This window comes from Mesobacillus jeotgali (assembly GCF_031759225.1).
Taxonomy (GTDB): domain Bacteria; phylum Bacillota; class Bacilli; order Bacillales; family Cytobacillaceae; genus Mesobacillus; species Mesobacillus jeotgali_B.
The window spans coordinates 2,059,577-2,078,081 of sequence record NZ_CP134494.1 but is presented as its reverse complement, the minus strand read 5'-3'; the positions used below and the strand labels follow the sequence as shown (position 1 = coordinate 2,078,081).

At 37.5% G+C, this 18,505-nt stretch carries 15 protein-coding genes; 1 reads left to right on the top strand and 14 read right to left on the bottom strand.

Annotated features, from left to right (window positions below):
* Nucleotides 1-663 precede the first annotated feature (663 nt).
* From RH061_RS10340 to RH061_RS10325, 4 genes are all read right to left on the bottom strand, one after another.
* A complete protein-coding gene (locus RH061_RS10340; RefSeq protein ID WP_311075850.1) occupies nucleotides 664-1,176 on the bottom strand; it encodes a hypothetical protein in 513 nt (170 codons plus the stop codon).
* A gap of 123 nt (nucleotides 1,177-1,299) precedes the next feature.
* Nucleotides 1,300-1,908, bottom strand: a complete 609-nt coding sequence (locus tag RH061_RS10335) for an FMN-binding negative transcriptional regulator (protein ID WP_311075849.1) — start codon at nucleotides 1,906-1,908, stop codon at nucleotides 1,300-1,302.
* A 61-nt stretch (nucleotides 1,909-1,969) separates the two neighbouring features.
* Complete coding sequence (locus tag RH061_RS10330) at nucleotides 1,970-2,749, bottom strand: SDR family oxidoreductase (RefSeq protein WP_311075848.1); 780 nt, start codon at nucleotides 2,747-2,749, stop codon at nucleotides 1,970-1,972.
* Between the two features lie 66 nt (nucleotides 2,750-2,815).
* Nucleotides 2,816-3,148: a nucleoside triphosphate pyrophosphohydrolase gene (locus RH061_RS10325; RefSeq protein WP_311076358.1), complete on the bottom strand. Its 333-nt coding sequence runs from the start codon at nucleotides 3,146-3,148 to the stop codon at nucleotides 2,816-2,818.
* A 602-nt stretch (nucleotides 3,149-3,750) separates the two neighbouring features.
* Between RH061_RS10325 and RH061_RS10320 the strand changes: the two genes are divergently transcribed.
* On the top strand, nucleotides 3,751-3,987 hold the full coding sequence (locus tag RH061_RS10320; RefSeq protein WP_311075847.1) for a hypothetical protein: 237 nt from the start codon (nucleotides 3,751-3,753) through the stop codon (nucleotides 3,985-3,987).
* A gap of 29 nt (nucleotides 3,988-4,016) precedes the next feature.
* Here RH061_RS10320 and RH061_RS10315 read toward each other — a convergent pair whose 3' ends face one another.
* The 10 genes from RH061_RS10315 to RH061_RS10270 all read right to left on the bottom strand — a co-directional run bounded on the left by RH061_RS10315 (nucleotide 4,017) and on the right by RH061_RS10270 (nucleotide 18,387).
* On the bottom strand, nucleotides 4,017-6,503 hold the full coding sequence (locus RH061_RS10315) for a DUF2357 domain-containing protein (RefSeq protein ID WP_311075846.1): 2,487 nt from the start codon (nucleotides 6,501-6,503) through the stop codon (nucleotides 4,017-4,019).
* Entirely contained in the window at nucleotides 6,475-9,171 is a 2,697-nt protein-coding gene (locus RH061_RS10310; RefSeq protein ID WP_396654869.1) for a DUF8727 domain-containing protein, read from the bottom strand. The genes RH061_RS10315 and RH061_RS10310 overlap by 29 nt, the downstream gene beginning before the upstream one ends.
* Before the next feature lie 109 nt (nucleotides 9,172-9,280).
* On the bottom strand, nucleotides 9,281-10,507 hold the full coding sequence (locus RH061_RS10305; RefSeq protein WP_311075844.1) for an AIPR family protein: 1,227 nt from the start codon (nucleotides 10,505-10,507) through the stop codon (nucleotides 9,281-9,283).
* A gap of 54 nt (nucleotides 10,508-10,561) precedes the next feature.
* Nucleotides 10,562-12,796 (bottom strand): HelD family protein, encoded by a 2,235-nt coding sequence (locus RH061_RS10300; protein WP_311075842.1) that lies wholly within the window; start codon nucleotides 12,794-12,796, stop codon nucleotides 10,562-10,564.
* A 74-nt stretch (nucleotides 12,797-12,870) separates the two neighbouring features.
* Entirely contained in the window at nucleotides 12,871-13,533 is a 663-nt protein-coding gene (locus RH061_RS10295; RefSeq protein WP_311075840.1) for an HhH-GPD family protein, read from the bottom strand.
* Between the two features lie 134 nt (nucleotides 13,534-13,667).
* Nucleotides 13,668-13,904 carry a DUF5348 domain-containing protein gene (locus RH061_RS10290; RefSeq protein WP_311070899.1) on the bottom strand — a complete coding sequence of 79 codons (237 nt, stop codon included), beginning with the start codon at nucleotides 13,902-13,904 and terminating at the stop codon, nucleotides 13,668-13,670.
* Complete coding sequence (locus tag RH061_RS10285; RefSeq protein WP_311070901.1) at nucleotides 13,901-14,701, bottom strand: ExeA family protein; 801 nt, start codon at nucleotides 14,699-14,701, stop codon at nucleotides 13,901-13,903. The genes RH061_RS10290 and RH061_RS10285 overlap by 4 nt, the downstream gene beginning before the upstream one ends.
* Complete coding sequence (locus RH061_RS10280) at nucleotides 14,694-16,049, bottom strand: DDE-type integrase/transposase/recombinase (RefSeq protein ID WP_311070902.1); 1,356 nt, start codon at nucleotides 16,047-16,049, stop codon at nucleotides 14,694-14,696. The genes RH061_RS10285 and RH061_RS10280 overlap by 8 nt, the downstream gene beginning before the upstream one ends.
* Nucleotides 16,050-16,093: 44 nt before the next feature.
* On the bottom strand, nucleotides 16,094-16,624 hold the full coding sequence (locus RH061_RS10275) for a DUF6431 domain-containing protein (protein ID WP_311070903.1): 531 nt from the start codon (nucleotides 16,622-16,624) through the stop codon (nucleotides 16,094-16,096).
* 332 nt (nucleotides 16,625-16,956) lie between these two features.
* Nucleotides 16,957-18,387 carry a DNA cytosine methyltransferase gene (locus tag RH061_RS10270; protein WP_311075838.1) on the bottom strand — a complete coding sequence of 477 codons (1,431 nt, stop codon included), beginning with the start codon at nucleotides 18,385-18,387 and terminating at the stop codon, nucleotides 16,957-16,959.
* Nucleotides 18,388-18,505: the final 118 nt, after the last annotated feature.

Here is an 18,505-nt window from a genome sequence, read left to right as displayed (position 1 = left end):
CGATACCCTTTCGGTGGAGGATTGCCCTTCATAAGGGTATCTTTCGACTGGAATGATACCCTTTCGGTGGGAATTGGCCTTCATAAGGGTATCTTTCGACTGGAACAATACCCTTTCGGTGAAGGATTGCCCTCATAAGGGTATCTTTCGACTGGAATGATACCCTTTCGGTGGAGGGTTGCCCTTCGTAAGGGTCTCTTTCAACTGGAACGATACCCTTTCGGTGGGAATTGGCCTTCATAAGGGTATCTTTCGACTGGAATGATACCCTTTCGGTGGAGGATTGCCCTTCATAAGGGTATCTTTCGACTGGAACGATACCCTTTCGGCGGAGGATTGCCCTTCATAAGGATATCTTTCGATTGGAAATCAACCCGATATGTAATCCAATCAGATTTAATTCCACGTAGAATCTCCATTATTTTCGTCCAGCCTAATGATTGTTTTTCTTTTTATTAGGATCAAATACAGCGTTAACCAAATAAGCAAAACCAGTAAAAATGAATCCAGCAACAATAAAATGGTAGGTGGGCGTTGCATGGAATCCCTCAAACCTATTTAGCATATAAAACAAAAAGCCGAACGATAAATATATAGCACCTATCAACTGTCGCATGTAAAAAGGCTCCTTTTTGATTTACTTATATAAAGACCAATTGTCATTCAGCTGATTCTTTTCTTATGCCTCTTCTTTTTCTTCTTTTGATGATAAATGATTGGTTCTTTCACTTGCTTTTCTTTCAACAGACTCTTTTTCTTTTTTAAAAACCACCGGACAATACCTCTATAAATTGGACCTGAAACGAAAATAAAGACTAGAAACAATACAAAAAACATAACTGTTTCAAGATTCGTTCCAATATTCTGAAGTCTAGGCAACAATAGAAATGTCGGGATCAAGGCTAGAAAAGCATGAAATAACGAGAATCCAAGATAGCCGAAAGTTAGGCAGAACTCTATGACATTAAGAACACTTCTACGGTGGATTAGGAATAAAACCGTAACAACCAGGAAACTGAGCATTGCACCCGAAAGATGATCCGCACTGCCAATCACTCCCGAACCCGCTACAAGTCCAAATAATGATGAGAAAGAAAAGATAAAAAGCAACATTACCCAGATCCAGATGAATACATAATAGACTAATTTAAAGATGGTTTTAAGGATAGTCTTCATCACAAATCTCCTTACTAGAAATCGGGACATTATCCCCCTTCAATCATATTAACATAATTATCCATTATGCATTGATCAAAAAAAGAAGCACTTTCAGAAAAGTGCTCATAGTAATAAATATATTTAATACAAGTTTTTCTTCATAAGCGTGGCTACTCGAAAATCATTTTGATCCGTAGATCTTTCTAAATTCTCAATAATCAACTCTTGCCTTTCCACTGGATGATTTTGACTCAACTTAGCCTTTGCCTCTATTTTAGTAATGTTCATCTTAAACGCAACAATGCCTTTACTCAGCCCTTCAATATATCTTGAATCGACATTTCTCAAATTGTATGGACTATCTGGCTTTTCATATTTAGTTACCATCTCATTCAAAGAATCAAGGATTACTTTGTCATCTTCAATCATGTCCACTTTTCCATATAAATGGACGGCCACATAATTCCACGTCGGTACAGCATCAGATATTTCATACCAGGAAGGTGAAACATAGCTGTGAGGACCCTGGAAAACTACAAGAACTGTTTGATCTTTTATATCCTTCCACTGTCCATTAGCGCGAGCAAAATGACCATATAATGCCTTTTCATCTTTCTTTAGAATCAATGGCAGCTGAGTAGCATAAGGTTCTCCCTTATGTGTCGAGTAAAGAGTGGCAAAACTATACTTTTCAATAAACTCATAAATCTCTTCTTCATCCTCGATCTTAAAATGTTTGGGTATATACATCACATGTTCTCCCCTCTCTGAGGAATCAGGCTAGTTATCTCCCAGAATCACAATCTAAAATTTATTTACCCAAAAATCCACCCTCGGATTTTATCGTTTGCCCTGTAATCCAGCCGGAATTATCGCTGGCTAAGAACGTTATTAAACGTGCAGCATCTTCAGGTACACCTATTCGTCCTGATGGAAATAGTGGCAGCAGCTGCTCTCTCAATTCATCATTGATCCAACCCGAATCTGTCGGACCAGGATCGACAGAATTTACTGTGATACCAATGGGCGCTAATCCAACTGATAAAGGTTCGGTTATGGCAATCATCATACCTTTAGTGGCTATATAGGCCAGATTGTTAGGATCAGGCCCTTTAGATACCATATTAATGATTCGCCCATCTTTCCTTTCCGGAAATGCCTTTTCATACCTTTTCGCAAATTCCAGAGACAGCATAAGTGTCCCGCTGTTATTCACTTTGTAATGCATGTCCAGTATCTCTCTATTCAAAGTCCGAAAATTGGCTGGCGATTCAAACGTAGCATTGTTCACTAAAATATTAGGTGTCCCCAACGTTGCTTCAACCATGTCCATAATAAGACTGGACGACTCACTACTACTCAAATCAACCTCCAAATGAGCAGCATTTACTCCAATGTTTCTTAACTCTTCACATAATATATTAGGAAACTCCTGATCCAATCCATTACCACTCATCTCATCAAACGGAGACCAATGTGTAAAAAACACATCTGCCCCAGCATTCGCAAGTGAGCGACAAATCGCAGCCCCAATTCCCTTTGAACGACTTGCACCAGTGACTATTGCAATTTTTCCTTTAAGATTGGTCATTAATAACCCTCCTGGTTTTCGGGTGTGGGAAGTAACAACTATATTTCATTAAATTGCTTCTTATTACTACTCCTCTACATCAATCAAAAAAATCCTTTCCTTAAACCCGCCTCTAACCTCCATTTTACGCTGACGTATTTCCTCAATCTGATCAAATGTATAACCATGTACTTCTGCTAAAGAATGCATTACTTCTAATAAATCCGCCAGTTCTTCAGCTGCTTCTTGATTGCTGGCACTATGGGAGTATTCGTTCAGTTCCTCAAAAGCTTTATTTTTCAGCTCTTTTATATATTCTTCATGTGCTAGTTTTCTAGTGTTAAATGATTTTCCTGACTTATGAATGATTTCAGGAATTTGGTCTCGCACTAGCTTGTTATACAACTTTGTCTTGCCCATACTTGTACCATTAACCCACTTCCTGAAAAAACCCCAATCACGGACTGAACCATCTTCATGTAAAACTCCCAGATAAGTTCCATCCCCTTTTCCTACCTGCCAAATGGCCTGAGCAGAGTTCGGCTTATCCGTGATCCCGTGCTTCATCACATATTCAATAAACGCTTGCTTTCCAGGCTTAAAGCTCTCTGCAACGTAGGCAACCAAATAAATATCAATACAACTGGCACCTAAATCATTAGGATCTTGGTTTAAAATATGTTGTTTCACCAGATTCGTCCTGCTATCCTTTGTTGGAGCATTCATCACTTCTCTTTTGATTTTACTGATCTGATAAGCTGCATAACTCCTTTTTTCCCATTGCTTTAATTGACTCACATCACCATCAACTAAAATCAATTTTTCAATCATATTGTTCAAGTTGCAGACCATTGGTATAACTTTGTCGTGTAAACTTCTGCCTCGTAAGTTCCTTGGCAATTCAAATTTCTCCTGAGTAAAAGGTGCCATGTCTTTCTCCCTCAATTCAGAATATATTTTAGTTAAATTATACCATTTAGCTATTCCAAGTGATATATTCATAGAAAAAGGGAGTGTTATTTATGGCTATTAAAATGTTTGCTGAAATCCTGAAATATCCATATGTAATCGTTTATGACAACGCAACCGGAAACAAGCTTCATAAGACAAACTGCTCCTATATCACAAAAAAGAATTTTGATTTGAAAGTGATCATTAATCAGGAGAAAAACGGATACTATGATCCTCTAGAACACCTGGAAGCTCTAAACGACCCATCCGTTAAACCATGCAAAGTGTGCAAACCAAACCTCGGGTAGAAAGTAGATATAGCAAAAAGGCAGACCCATTAGTCTGCCTTTGATTGTTGAAGCATCTCCATCAATTTCTTAAAAACCCCTGAAGGATTTTTCTCTAATTGATCAATCGAAACTGCTTCTTCTGCGTCATTTTGAATAAACAGGATCTCCCTCTCCTGTTTATCCATCATCACTTTGATATCCTTAATCTTATACTCTGTAATTCTAGAAGCCCGGTCAAGATTCTCATGATCTAGGTCAATCCTAATTTGATCAGAAACTCTTCTAAGCATACGCCAAATGGTCATCTCTTCCTTGGACTTCATAAACAATTCAGGGAGTTCCTGTGCTTCTTTTAGGGTACTTAAAGTCGTCATCACATAGCTTGATATGCCGTAATTAACGGGCCTAATGTTCTGCTTCAGCCTAGACCAATGTGCTGCATGAAAACGCATATATTCGTCATTTCCATCATGATAAGGCCTAACATCTTTAATCTTCGCATAAAGCTGAACGCCATTATCAGTATTTAAGCTATTTTTAACATACAAGGCTATATACTCAGCTTCCTGCCATCCTTTTCTTAATTGATTTACAGGAATTTGATAATAGGCCTCCTTGCTGAATTGATCATAACTCTCTTGATCAGAAACAAGTCCAACCATCACCATTTGATCCAGGCTCGACTTCCATTCTTCATGTGCACCCCTTGGCAGGATGCCCTCCTTTTGAATCTCCTCAGGGCTTTTATCAATCAATCTTTCTACAAACCGTTCCACCATATTCGTGGCATTCGGCAGGAACGGCAGCGCGCCTATATTCACTTTATCAATACTCTTGTAAAAATGGTGCTCTTCATAGACAGTTTCATCAAACCATGGGAATAACACATAAGCTCCAAAAGCGGTTCTCTCAAATGGCCCCCCGCTTGTCGCAACAATCGAATCCCGATAGCGGTGCATCGTATTAATATCATCTTCCATCGGGCCGGGTGTCTTATATCGTTTCTGATAATAGCTGTCTTCCTGAGCATAATCAATTCGATACTTAGCATCAAAAATATAATGGTATCTGTAGCCCTTTCCCTTTTTCTCAATGCTTAGCATCGTATCAGGTATTTGCGATACAGTCGGCAAGCTGGTCTCCCTTTTTTGATACGCTAAAATGATTTCTTCATTTGTAACAGGATGCTTGAATATCCTCCTGGCCGTTTTATTTGCTTCCAGATTAATAAACAAGCCTTCCCTGTTAACCTGAACTATATCCTGGCTAATAAGCTTATACTTGCGGTCAAGAATCTGTCCGAGCTTCAAGAAAGTCCAATATTCATAGAGAGTAGCAACATCCTTCACCGACATTCGGTACAGTTTCCCCTGCAGCATCAACCCTTTTGACAAAGTTAAATAGATTTGAAAAGCATCTCGATAACCAGGTGCCATTTGCAAAACCAGACTCATAACCGATCGGTCCAGCTTGCCGATAGGCTTCCAAAATGGACTGCTCAGCTTAGACTTTAACTGTTTGGACATCGACTCAATTTTCTCAACTAAGTCATAATCTGGCTTCTCTCTGGTCCATCTGTTTTTACTCACTATAGAGTCCAACAAATCATCCAGTTTTTGTTTGATCCGCTCAATCATCCACTTAACATAGCGGTTCTCCAAAGTATCATATGTAAGCTCTTTTTTGATTTTTAATCCTTCCGAAGGCATCACTGTCCTGCCACGAATATCAATCCCTTTTGATACATCGACAAAGACGTTCGCACGCTTCCGCAAAAAATTCCTGCTGACAGAGTCTTGCTTCCTCAACTGGTCCCCCCGTGCTTTTTCATATGTCTTCTCCAATTTATGATGAGGTTGGAATTCAATTCTCGCTATTGCCTGGAGAAATTGATTAAAATGCTCACTGATCAGCCGGTAAAATTCCGCTTTCGACGGATTTCCCTCCAGCTTTAACCTGGCACCCAAATATGTTTTTCGGATAAAGTGAAAAGCCAGGTTATAAATCTCATCGTTTACTTCTTCTAATAACTTTTGATAATCCATTTTATAATCAAGTTTTACAGGAAAAATCTCCAGCGTGATTTCAAGTATCGTCTTACCGTCCGCTCTTATTTCGAACGTTGTAAAGCCAACCTCATTTTGAAACTGAAGATTCCCCATTAAAATAGATTGGCTGCCAATAGGTACAAGTGAGACCGCTTGTCTGATAAGAGGATATTCGTGATAAAAAGTGAACTTCCGATCATCTTTCGGAACGACGATCAGTTGATAGACCCCATTTTCAAAGAAGATCGGCCTTTGGATTGTTGGGTTTACCAGCTCTTGAACAGAGATATCATAAATCTTTTCATCCTGAATGGAATCACTAACAGCATTAAAGTACATCACATCATGACGGTCCATAGCCTTATACTGCCGTAATCCTTCATACCTTTCGTGATAAGGTTTTCCCTTTATCACTAATGAAAGATCCTTAGTCTCTATTTTTACTAATTCAACATCTTCACGAGATCCAGAAGGAAGTAAAGCCATCGTTTCTTAACCTCCCAAGCATTTCAGCAACCTTGGCTGCGCTTCGCGGATACTTGGCATTTTGAATGTCATTTTGACCATCTTCTTCATAGTCTTGATTCGCAAACAGACTATAAAGTCCCATCAGCAATTGTTCCACTCTGGTGTCGCTGCCTGCAATTCTCGGGAGGATCTTCTGCAATATGCAGTGGTCAAATGCATTTTCAAACTTCATTAAATTTGATTCTTCATTGTAAGCCAGATAAAAACAGATCTCATCCCGAACACGGTAACCAACATGTGCATTAATCAACTGGAGGGATTCATTAATCCTAACCAGTTCATCCGTAGCCCTGGTCACTATTTCTTTATTTTCTTTATATACATCCTTCAAATGAAGATACTTAGAAGCAAAACGATCCTGACCGATGATTTTCGGCTCAACTTCTTCAAGCTCAGTTAAAAAGGCCAGGTTACCAAGATTAACACGATTAAACTCAATCGTATTTGCCCGGTCCAATACCTTTTTGCTGAATGGATGCGTCGTTTCATCCATATTAACCGTTCCGATAATATAGAGATTGTTTGGAAGAGTAACGTCCTCTCCATAAACATCACTAGAGAGAAGAGTTGAAGAAACAACCTCACCATTCTCCCACTTACGACTTTCCATCACACTTAAAATATCACTAAAATAGTACTCAACACGAGCGAGGTTCATCTCATCCAGAAGAACAAAATAAGGTAACTCAGGATTCAAGTGGGCGTTCTTGATTACCTTAGTTAATGGTCCCTCTTTAAACTCACCTTTGATATCAACATATCCCAATAAGTCAGAACCATCATTCCAATCTGGACGGATAGGGATTAAACTAAATTGACCATTATTTTCTGTCGCTCCCACACTCTCTGCAAACCATTGAACAATTTTGGTTTTTCCTGTTCCAGAAATACCTGAGATGATGACGAAGGGTTTGGTTTTTACAGATAAGAAGAGATTAATGATTTCGTCTTTTTCGTAATAGAAACCCTTTCCAGCTATAAATCTATTGATGTGTTCGATAATACCGTAAATCGGCAAGTTTTCTCTTACCAAACTGGCGTTTGAAGCGGTAGTATAATTCGTATTTATACTATCATTTCTCAAAACATTCCACTCCTCATCCACCAATCCTGTTTCTTTTAGCCAGTTTAACATGTTTCTTGTTCTATATTGGGCAACAGAGTGTACCATTAAATTCGTGCCCATTGAGTTTCTTACGATTAACATTCCAATTTCAGTCAGGAAAGAAAACTTATCTGCCTTTTCTACTCCATTTAGTAGTGAAAGGCATTGATATATTAGTGAGAAGTAGGAATGATGCAGGATCCTTTTTGAAAGAAACTCCACTTTGTCATCAGAATTAATATATTGGTCCAATATACTTTGTTGAATCCTGTATTCTTCATTTAAAAATCCAAGAATCTTTAATCCCTGTCTTGCTCGGAGTTTAAGGCGTTTGATTGAATCTTCATTATACTTTTGAGAAATTGATTTAGGGTCCAGATCTTGATTTATTATTTCATTTAATAGTTCCAAGGTCTGTTCCAAATTCGCTTCTGGAAGCTGATCTGTAGTAAATTCTTTAAATTTGATATAAGGAATATTATCTATTAGTAATTTTTCAACAAAGGGTAGCTCATGAAAAAATGCCGTGACAAAGCGAGACCGGCCCTTCGTTTGAATAAAGTCACTCGCAGAAGCTCTTCTTAATTTTAAGAATTCCTCCCACGCAACCAGTAAGAAATCATAAGTTATTAAAGCATAAGGTTTGTTCTTTTCTCCACGAGAAAACTTTTCTCTTGAAGTTTCTGTTTCAACTAATATTCCATTATCATCTATTTTAGTGATCCAGTTAGGTTTATTAGTGCTCAGTGTTCTAATTTCGTTTTTTTCGTTTGCCAACCTCTTAAACAGTAATTTAATCATATTTTGATTTATTATTGGATTCTCATCGTTTGGGGCTTGAGAGTCGTTATTTGCTCGTGTCAATAAGTCATCCATCTTAACATATTTAATTGGATTACCTGATCCTTTATGTATTTCTCTTACGTTAAGGTTAAGAACCTTAGAGCGTATTGATTCTTCTGCAATTTCACCAAACAATATAAAACGGCCAATATTATCAGGATGAGTATCCTTCTCATACCCGGTAAAATGATAAACTTCTTTAATTTCATTATTAAAAACAGCACAATAATATTTTATTTCCCCAGAGCGCAGTCTATTTTCACCAATTACCCAGCTAACACTGGTTGCGTGGTATAACTCTTCTGGTGTCATACCCTCTTTATATGAAACTCCTATTTTTATTAAGATCGTATCTTCTTTAGTCACAGTACCTGTTCCTCCTGGTAGGTTTGTTTGTAACTCAGAAGTATAGTAATGCTCAATATATTTTTTAAAATGACTTAAAGCAGCACTATACATTCTATGTCCCTTTTCATTTTTCTTTTTAAACTCAGGATTTTGCAGGATAGTATCAATAATGGTTGTGTTTGTAAGAGTATATAAATTAATTCTATTTAATCCATAGTCCCCTAATTCTGAGGATATTGTGTCTATAGCTTGTGAATATCGCCCTATAGTATATGGATTAATATTGGTAGAAGTTTTTAGCCATTCAACAAAAGTATCTTTATTTATCAAAGTATTTCACCTCTTTCCAAAACTGCCTTAATTATACAAATAAAACCCTTGCAAGAGTACAAGGGCTTTATAGATTTTTTTCGATTTTTTTAATATTTAACTAAATTGATTATTTAACCCACTGATTCATATATGCTTTCATGAAGACCTGAGTTCTCATTACCTGCCAGACCATCGCATTTTTTCCGACACTCTGAGGGTTATTATCATTGTCTCTCATTCCAGAAGCCAATACCTGGAATACAACTTCCAATAGCCCCTTAATTTTATCTTCTTCAAAGATGTCGAACTTCCATTCGTAATAACCTTCTTCGTTTTCTTTCAAAAACTGTCGAAAACCTGATAAAGCCAGAAATAGCAAGCCATTTGGAACTTTATAATCCAAATATTGTTCTGGCTGCCCAAAAAGTACTAATTCTTTTCTGGATCCCTCTTTATAGTCAGCACATTTATTCGCCAGATAGTTTCCTTTGCCATACCGGTTGTATAGATCCTTGAAATTTTCATGAATGTAATTGGTAAGTTTGAAAATGTCATTTGATACATATTTTAACTTTTCATACACGTTATCTGTTGAAGTTCCGTGTGCATCATACTCTTTCCGATACTTGGTAATTACTCCCTGGTTAGAACTATATACACCTTTAGGATCCTTATCAGCATAATCTCTAATGTTAAAAGTTTCATAAAGTTTTTTAATTAATGTAATAGTAAGGTCTTTGCCGTCTTCTTTATCTTCATTTTGCTTAAATGAAACCCTGTCTTCATATGGAGTTCCCTGAAGGTGATCTTTTAGTATTCCATGCATACCACTAAGCTCATCCAGAGTTTCTGCTGTTACGGAAGCACCAGTGTTCCTAGACTCGGCAATTGAAACATGAGTGAATGGGCTTTTTATCCCAGTCATAACTTCTATATTAACCTTTTTCCATTCTGGATAATTACCCGCTTCATCAAGAATAACCATTTCAGTATGTCCTCCATCCACACTTCCCTGTGATGATGGATCTGTAAAATAAATCTTGACGGTGCATGAACCGTTACTGTTATATTCTACTTCCAACCTATCTGCAAAATAAGTTATTCCTTTATTGCGAGTGTGAAATGAAATATCAGGATTCAACAAAGTCTCTCTTATTTTGGAAGCTACTTTATTCTTTTTTGATATATCCTGTTTACGTGGGTTTGCTTCTTTACTGGTCCGCTGGATATCGGTACATAAAGCGGTGAATTTATAATAATTAATTTTTTGATCTTTTTCTTCAATTACTTCTGACAGAATTCCGTTAGTAACAGTAAAGTCTATAACTTGTACGTTATTCATAGTTTGTTCCACTCTGTATTCCCCCTGATTGCTATATGTCTGTGTAATATTTTTTCAAATTCATATCTATAGGAATGAATAATCTTCTTCTTCCCGTTCAACTTTAGGAATCTCAATTCCATTCAACAAAGTCGTTAACTCCTGATGGTAAAATAACTTCACATAATGCTGAGCCCTTGTCATTGAAACAAACAATAGTTTGGCATCAAGTTCATTCTCATCGTAGTTTCTTTTTGAGGCATTTGGAATTATTACTGCATCAAACTCCAGGCCTTTTGTTAAGAAAGAAGGAATAATAATTACATCTTTATTAACTGTTTGGATCGAATTAGTGACCAATTGAATACTGGAAAATTGTTTAACTAATCTTTCATGTAAAGAAACAGACCGTTTTAAATCTTTGTGAACAACAGCTATTTTCTTAAAACCTTTCTTCTGTAATGATTTTATTGTTTCGATAATATGGTCCAGTAAACGAAGTGGGTCGTATATCTTTTCTATTGAAATCCTATCCCCTTTTCTTCCGATTGGTACAATTTTCGGAGCATTTATCTGTGCATTTGCTGCAATAAAATTGGCTCCTTCCATTATAGGATTAGTTGATCTATAGCTAGTATTAATTTCTATCAATCTAACTTTATCATTTAGAAAGACTTTTTCTATTAACTTTGTCCAATCATTTATTCCTTTTTCCAAGTATATGTTTTGTGTAACATCTCCCAACAAGGTCATAGATTTGGAAAGAAGTTTTAGAACATGGATTTGGAAAGGACTCAAATCCTGGGATTCATCTACAACGAGATGCTGATATTGCTTACTTACACCATTCAATAAAATTTCCAGATACATTAATGGAGTAAGATCATCATATTCCAAATGTTTTTTAAACGCTGTTACAGTAGTTACTTTACCATGGTATAAATCTTCGAGAATAAGTATCCTCTGATATAACGTAAATAATTCAAAATTTTCCCAATTACTCTTATAATCTCTCCACCTTTGATTAAGCTCATCTCTTAGAACTTTTTGTCTGTATGAATATACTTTTTCGATAGACTCATAGGTTTGTTTCCTTAAGGAAGCAGTTTTAGGTATGCCATTGAAAATTGTATTTATTACAGACTCGAACTCCTTTTTGAGTTCCTCCTGCTTTGAGATTAAAAGTGAATCAACCCACTTTTCTACATATTTCAGTATCTCTTGATTCCTCTTTACTAATGATAAGTAACTAAGGTCCTCATAACGATTAAGAATCTGATCACGCGACAAAATAATATCTGTATTAGTGATCGTGTCAAAGTATCTAAACTCCTTAATATTATGAACGAATTGGTTTTTAAACTCTTCAAGGTAAAAATCAATTTTCTCTTTAAATTCAATAGACGTTTTATAATTAGTTGCAACAGTCGAATCACCATTAACTAACCCGCTCAACGAATTAATTGGATCATTAAAATTATCAACATCCAAGTTTTTCAAAACAGTTTTTGAAAGCGTTTTAAAAGTAAACTGAGGAATATTTTCAATCTCAAGCGTTGGCATAACCGATTGTATGTAGCTGATAAACATCTCATTAGGTGCAAGTATACCTATATCTGCGGGCGTTAACTTTTCTTTATATCTGGTCAGCAAATAAGAAATACGTGTTAAAGCAATAGATGATTTACCACTTCCGGCTACACCTTGAACGATGATTGAATTGTCTATCGGTAATCTTATAATTTCGTTTTGTTCCTTCTGAATAGTCATGACAATATCTTTTAACTGTGTTTCGTTATTTCTTCCATCTAAAATATCCATTAGAAAATCATCAAATAAGACATTGTCTACCTCTGTACCTAGCTCTTTTCTAGCCTGTTCACTAACTGTATCCGAATATTTTTTCACCCTTAATTTTTCAATTAAGAGTGATCGCTTTAAAAGGACATTAAAGTCGTATTTTTCGTTTGGCCCTCTATCTATTACAATATTTCCTTCTCCTCCATGGAATTGGGCAAAGAGATCACCAACAGAAGATTTCCAGCTATAAATTATGTCCTGATTTTTATCTTTAGCAACACTTGTGTAACCGATATAATAAGTTTCCCTCTTGCCATCTTCATATGTATCAATACGGCCAAAATAAGGGTTTTTTCGTGCATCCAGATAATCATTAATAAACCTTCGATTGGTTCTTTCAAGCAACACATCGTTAGTCGTATTATTTTTTAATTCATCGCCTAATGATTTAATTATTCCGTCTATTTTAATGACAGTTTTATCCAATGTGTTTTGTTCTTCATGTATAATATCTTTTTTCATTCCCACTCACCCAGACTTTTATTGGTATATCTTCAAATATTATACCAAATTTCGACAGCGTTTGGTGAGGGTTTCTAGTATTTACTATCATTGTTATCTATTGCAAAACAACACAGGTTTCTTAGTAAACATTCTTTATGTTGCGGCTGAGGTTTACATATATTTCTTGTGAAATCTAAGAGGGCATAATTAAATTCTTTATGATTAATGTAAGGGGTAACTTCTGCTGCAAGTTCTTTTAACCACTTTTTTCTCCTAGTTTCGGGATCCGTTTCAAAACCAAAGTACCTGCCATACAAACGGACAACATTGCTATCGATTATTACATCTCTAATATTTAAATGAAAAGAACGGAATGCTGCAGCAATATAGTCGCCAACACCTGGTAATTTTAGTAGTGAATTTTTATCTTCAGGTATATAACCCAGATTATAAATTTCCCTTGCAAGAGAACGAAGTTGAGCTTCTCTCCAATGTAAGCCGAGGCTTTGAAAAATATTAGTATTTCTCTCAAATAAAAATTCTTTTGGAGATGGATACGACTCAACAAATGATTCATAAACGGGTACAACTTGTTCTGCGTTTGTTCTTTGTAACATAATTTCAGCAACTAAGGCGTGCCATTTATTATTAGTTTCCCGCCATGGGAAGGCAGCATAATTCGTTTTGCCCCACTCAATTAAGTTATTCCTTAAAAATACTATTTTTTTTTCTTTATTTGCTTCTAAACATTCCATTTACCTATCCTCCTGCCGTACCTGTTAATGACGTTCTACAATGTCCAGAACTTGACGATGTTAATTGTCCTAAAACTGACGGAACTACTGTCCAAAATTGAAAGGGAAGCAGTTCACATGCTTCCCAAAAGTTTTTACAAATCAACTTGATAGGTCTCATTTTTCTTAAGATAGAATCTAACGTCATTTCGGCCGGTAAGAATATACCAATCTCTGCCCAGCTCCAGGCGGCAGGAAAGGGTCCGACCATTTCCTAGATGTAAATCAAACCATTCACCACATCGCATCTTATAGCCGGAGTTCTCTCCCCAAAACACAACCCAACAATCCAATTCTTCATTATAATTCATCTCTTTCCAGCGGGTTTTCATGAAAGTTCCCCCTGGATGACTTGCTTGATCATATGATCATCAATGATCCTTCGGCCATTTTGTGAACCATAGAGAAGACTATGTGTACAGAGCTTATTAATGAGCCTTGCGGCACCACCAGAGAAGCGATGAATCTCGTCAAGTGCTCCATCAGAGAATATTGGTTGATCAACACCGGCATATCGAAGGTGCCTAGAAACATATTCTTCAACCTGGGCACGGTCGAGATGTCCTAGCTGAAACTGGATATCGATTCTTTGGCGTATGGCTGCGTATGATTGGAGTCGAAGCCGATCCCATAATTCACTTTGACCGACCAGGATAAGCGCCATCGGGCTTTGCGAATCCATTTTGAAGTTCAGTAGGAAACGAACCTCTTCAAGCATTTCCCGGTCCAGAAGATGAGCTTCATCCACTACCACTACAGGTTGTAGCCCTCGTATGCCTTTCATTAATTCAATCTCACGATGAAGCTGCCGTTTTGCATCTCCTCGATAAAACTTCGCTTCAGAGCCTAACTGTTCCAAAAGACCTTTGTAAAAATGACGAGGCGTTAACTTAGAGTCGGACAGGTAAAGGATATGGAATTTCCCTTTATCCAATTTGTCCACAAACTTACGGATGGTTGTGGTCTTTCCAGTACCACTATCCCCACTCAGAACGGCAAAAAGCTGTCTTTCAGCTGTGTACTTCAGCCTACCAAGGATTTCTTGCACCATGGAGGAATCATACAATTGATCAGTCGGAAGATCTCTGGCGAAAGGAGTGTTGTCCATTTCATAGAATGCTTCAAACACGGGAATCTTCCTCCTTCCAAACGGCACGGAAGGTCACGGCAGGTTTCTGTTCGGTTAGGCGTTCCTGGTTCTTTCGTTCAGCTGCCTTTAATAGTCTTGAAGATTCTACACCCTGCACCTGCAGGTGCTCAGGTAATGCAGGACGCTTCCCAGCTCTTTCCCCAATGACAAGTTTCTTGGCTTTCCAAGGAGTATGATCCTCGAACTCAATGGTAAGCTCCTCGATATTCGCAGGATCATAAACCACCTCAACCTGTCGTCCAATGAAAGCCAGGCCGACCTCATATTTTTGATCCATGAAACTTATGCATCCTGATTTATCGACTTTCCTTGTTTCACAATGGAGGAATGCATTACTCAAGGTATCAGGATCGATGAACCTAATCGCTTTTTTATCTGAACGAAATGCCGTTTCCGGGCTGATTTTCTCCCCAAGTGCAGAATGAGGCTTATTCTGATAACACTCTGTGAGCCACACTTGGAAAAGCTCATTCAGACGATCAAGTGTATTGGGCTTTTCGATGACAGCCTCACTAATGAATGAATCTATGATTCTATTGAAGCGTTCAATTTTCCCTTTTGATTCAGCTGAGTACGGCCGTGTGTAAGTAAGGCGGGTGCCTATTTTTGAGCAGGTACGCGACATCCATTTGGTTCGATATTGCTTTCCATTATCAAAATAAACAGCCTCTGGAACACCATACTTCTGGATAGCCTGGCGGAAGGCATCCTCGATGATCCTTGAATCCAAGGTAGGATAGAAAGCTGCGTGAAGCACAAACCTGGTGGCGTCATCGATAAAGGCGACAAGATACACTTGTTTCTTTATTCCATTCGGACCAATCGGCAAGTAGGGACCATACTTGATATCTGACTGCCAGAGTTGGTTGCGATGTCGCTTCTGAAATCTTCTGGCAGCTACTCCTGTCTGGGAATAGAGTCGCATATGCCGGGTGCTGTAACCTTTTTCAGCGAGCTTTTCCTGGAGCGTTGATCTTTTGATCTGCCCTGGTTCAGCCAACCCTTCCCATTCGAGTATCTGTATGATTTGAGCCACGCTCCGGCTCGGCACTTCCTTACGCAGAAGGATTGCCTGTTCCAATAAATGAGGAGGGATAGCCTCAGACTTTCGAGCACCTTTTCTTCCTTGTGGCTTTAGTCCCCCAAACCCATCTTCCTGAAATTGAGCCAAATATCGCCTGATGGTTCTTTCTGAAAGACCGCTGGCCTTCGCTATCTGGTCTCTTAATTCCTTTACTTTCCCAGCGTCAAGCCCCTCTGCTAATAAAGGGGATATTAGCTGAAAACGATGCACTGCCAATTCTTCTGATTTCTTATGATCACTCATGATACACTCTCCTCTCTGTGTCTATCACGAGTGTAAATCAGGTGCTATTGGACAATGAATGCGGAACGGGTATGTATCCATAAATTAATATTTACGATGGGCCGGACAATTCTTGTCAGCCATCCATTGGCATCTCCTGCCAAGCGTCCTATCCTTTGAAGTGCGGTCCCTGAACATTTGGACGTGACATCCTGGGGGATATTTCCCTGGTTGGTCCTGATCATGATGGAATTCAAACAGCCAATCCAATAATCCACAAATTGATGAAACCAGCCGTGCCATCTCGAAAGAGTGGAATCATCGGCAGCAACAATATGGGCGGACGGGTTCGTAAGAACGTCTTCGATACATTCAGCCTCATAGCGTTTATAAGGAATCAATAAATCTGGAAGTTCATGATGGATGGTCTGACAATTGGTGCACTGCAATCTTCGGATGTTATATGTTTTACTCTGACCTGTATGATCCTTGGCTTTTCGATTCTTTGTACCTCTAACCAACATGTCTTTACCACAGCATGGGGAAGGAATCCTCCCCGCACCCCTAACTAAAAACTCCAGTATGAGTGTTTTCAATCAGCTGATAATCTGATACAATAACCATATACTTTTTGGTGGGACGTCTCCTGTATAACTGTTGGCGCAGTTATACATTTATGGGGGACGTCTTTTCCTTTCTCCAGAATAAATGTCGAAATGTTTCGAATTATATACGGACATTATAATCGACTAATTCTGGACAGGCAATACCGTCAACTTTCGGATAATTAATGGCGTCAAAAACACGTACCTTTTTCACTTAGTAATACAATAATTTACCCATTATTTTTCTTTAAAATCCAAATGTATATATTTTAAACATCCTTAATAACAAAAAAACCCACCAATAAAAATTGGTAGGTCATCAATTATTTTACCTCTATAATCTCTGGTCTAATTATATTTCTGTTGTCCGATATGGTTTTTAAAATAGCATTACCTATTGCTTCAGCCATCTTTGGAGGTACCGCATTACCTATTTGTCTAAACTGTGCATTTCTGCCACCATAAAACCTATAATCATCAGGAAAGGATTGTAATAATGCTGCTTCATAAGGGGTAAATGTTCTTGGTTGTTCAGGATGTATAAACTTTAATCCATCTTTTTCCATATGAGCCAGTATCGTATTAGAAGGTCTATCCCAAGAATGTTTTACATAAGTATCTTTATGTTTGGACCTTGCATATGGATAGAGCTCATCAAGTACAATATCATAATCCTCATTAATTGGATTCATGAACCTTGCTGAATTACTACCCTGTTTCATTAATGAAAAAATAACTACATCTCTAAAATTATGTTCTCTTGATTGGTGGGACAGATTAAATGGATTTTCTCCGAAACGGTTTATCTCAAGCTTCTCTACCAATAAATTATAAAAGTTTATAAAGTTATGCAATGCATTAATTTTATAGTTTTTCCTTGTCTTGATATTTTCATAAAAATCCTTTAATTGGTAATTTAATTCTTTTATACCTTGTTGTTCACTATGGACATGAAATGTTAAGTCTTCCATACGATCCATAAAAGCATCTAAACTGACAGGGTAATACTTCTTTAAGGTCTCTATGTTTTTTAACTTTTCCATTCTAGAAGTACTAATTATAGGAAGTCTTATCGGCAAATCTTTAATTGCATCCCCTATAGTTCGATAGTTACTAACATGACTCTGGATAGGCATTGGGTTATCAATGTTAAATCGGTTAGCAATTATGATAATCCTTTTTCTAACCTGTGGAGTTCCATAATCAGCTGAATTAAGTACCTGGTACCTTCTATCTTGCCCATCAACTTTAGTATGATAACCCAATGCTTCAAGTTCATCACAAACAAGTTCAATAACCTTTTCCTGCTTTTGACTTAAGTCTGTTTCAACTTTTTTAGATACCATTCCTTCAACATTCTCAAAAACAACAAAGGGTGGCTTAAGTTTTTCAACAAGCTCTAAAAAGTGTTTATAGAGTGTATTACGGGGATCATTCCTTAATTGTTCTCTCATCTCTATGGATCCTGACCTTGCAGGCCCAGCTAATGAAAAAGTTTGGCAAGGAGGACCACCTATTATTACATCGACACCTTTGCAATCATTTAATATTCTATCTTTTACACTTTGTTTAGTTATATCCCCTTTAATAACTCTATGAGAACCATATCTGTTTTCTAGAGTTAAACAGGCTTCCTCGTTTATTTCTAAGGCACGGTGTAACTCAAACTCTAAGTCACTATTCCTGGAATTTGCAAACCCTGCAGAAAATCCGCCACCACCAGCAAATAGATCTAAAATCTTCACTTTCGTCATATCTCTTCTTCTTTCTTTTTATCTATATTTATACTTATATTTAATACTATAAGAAACACAATCGAGTAGGAGGGGGTGACTAACCCCCGACCTCTCACACCACCGTACGTACCGTTCG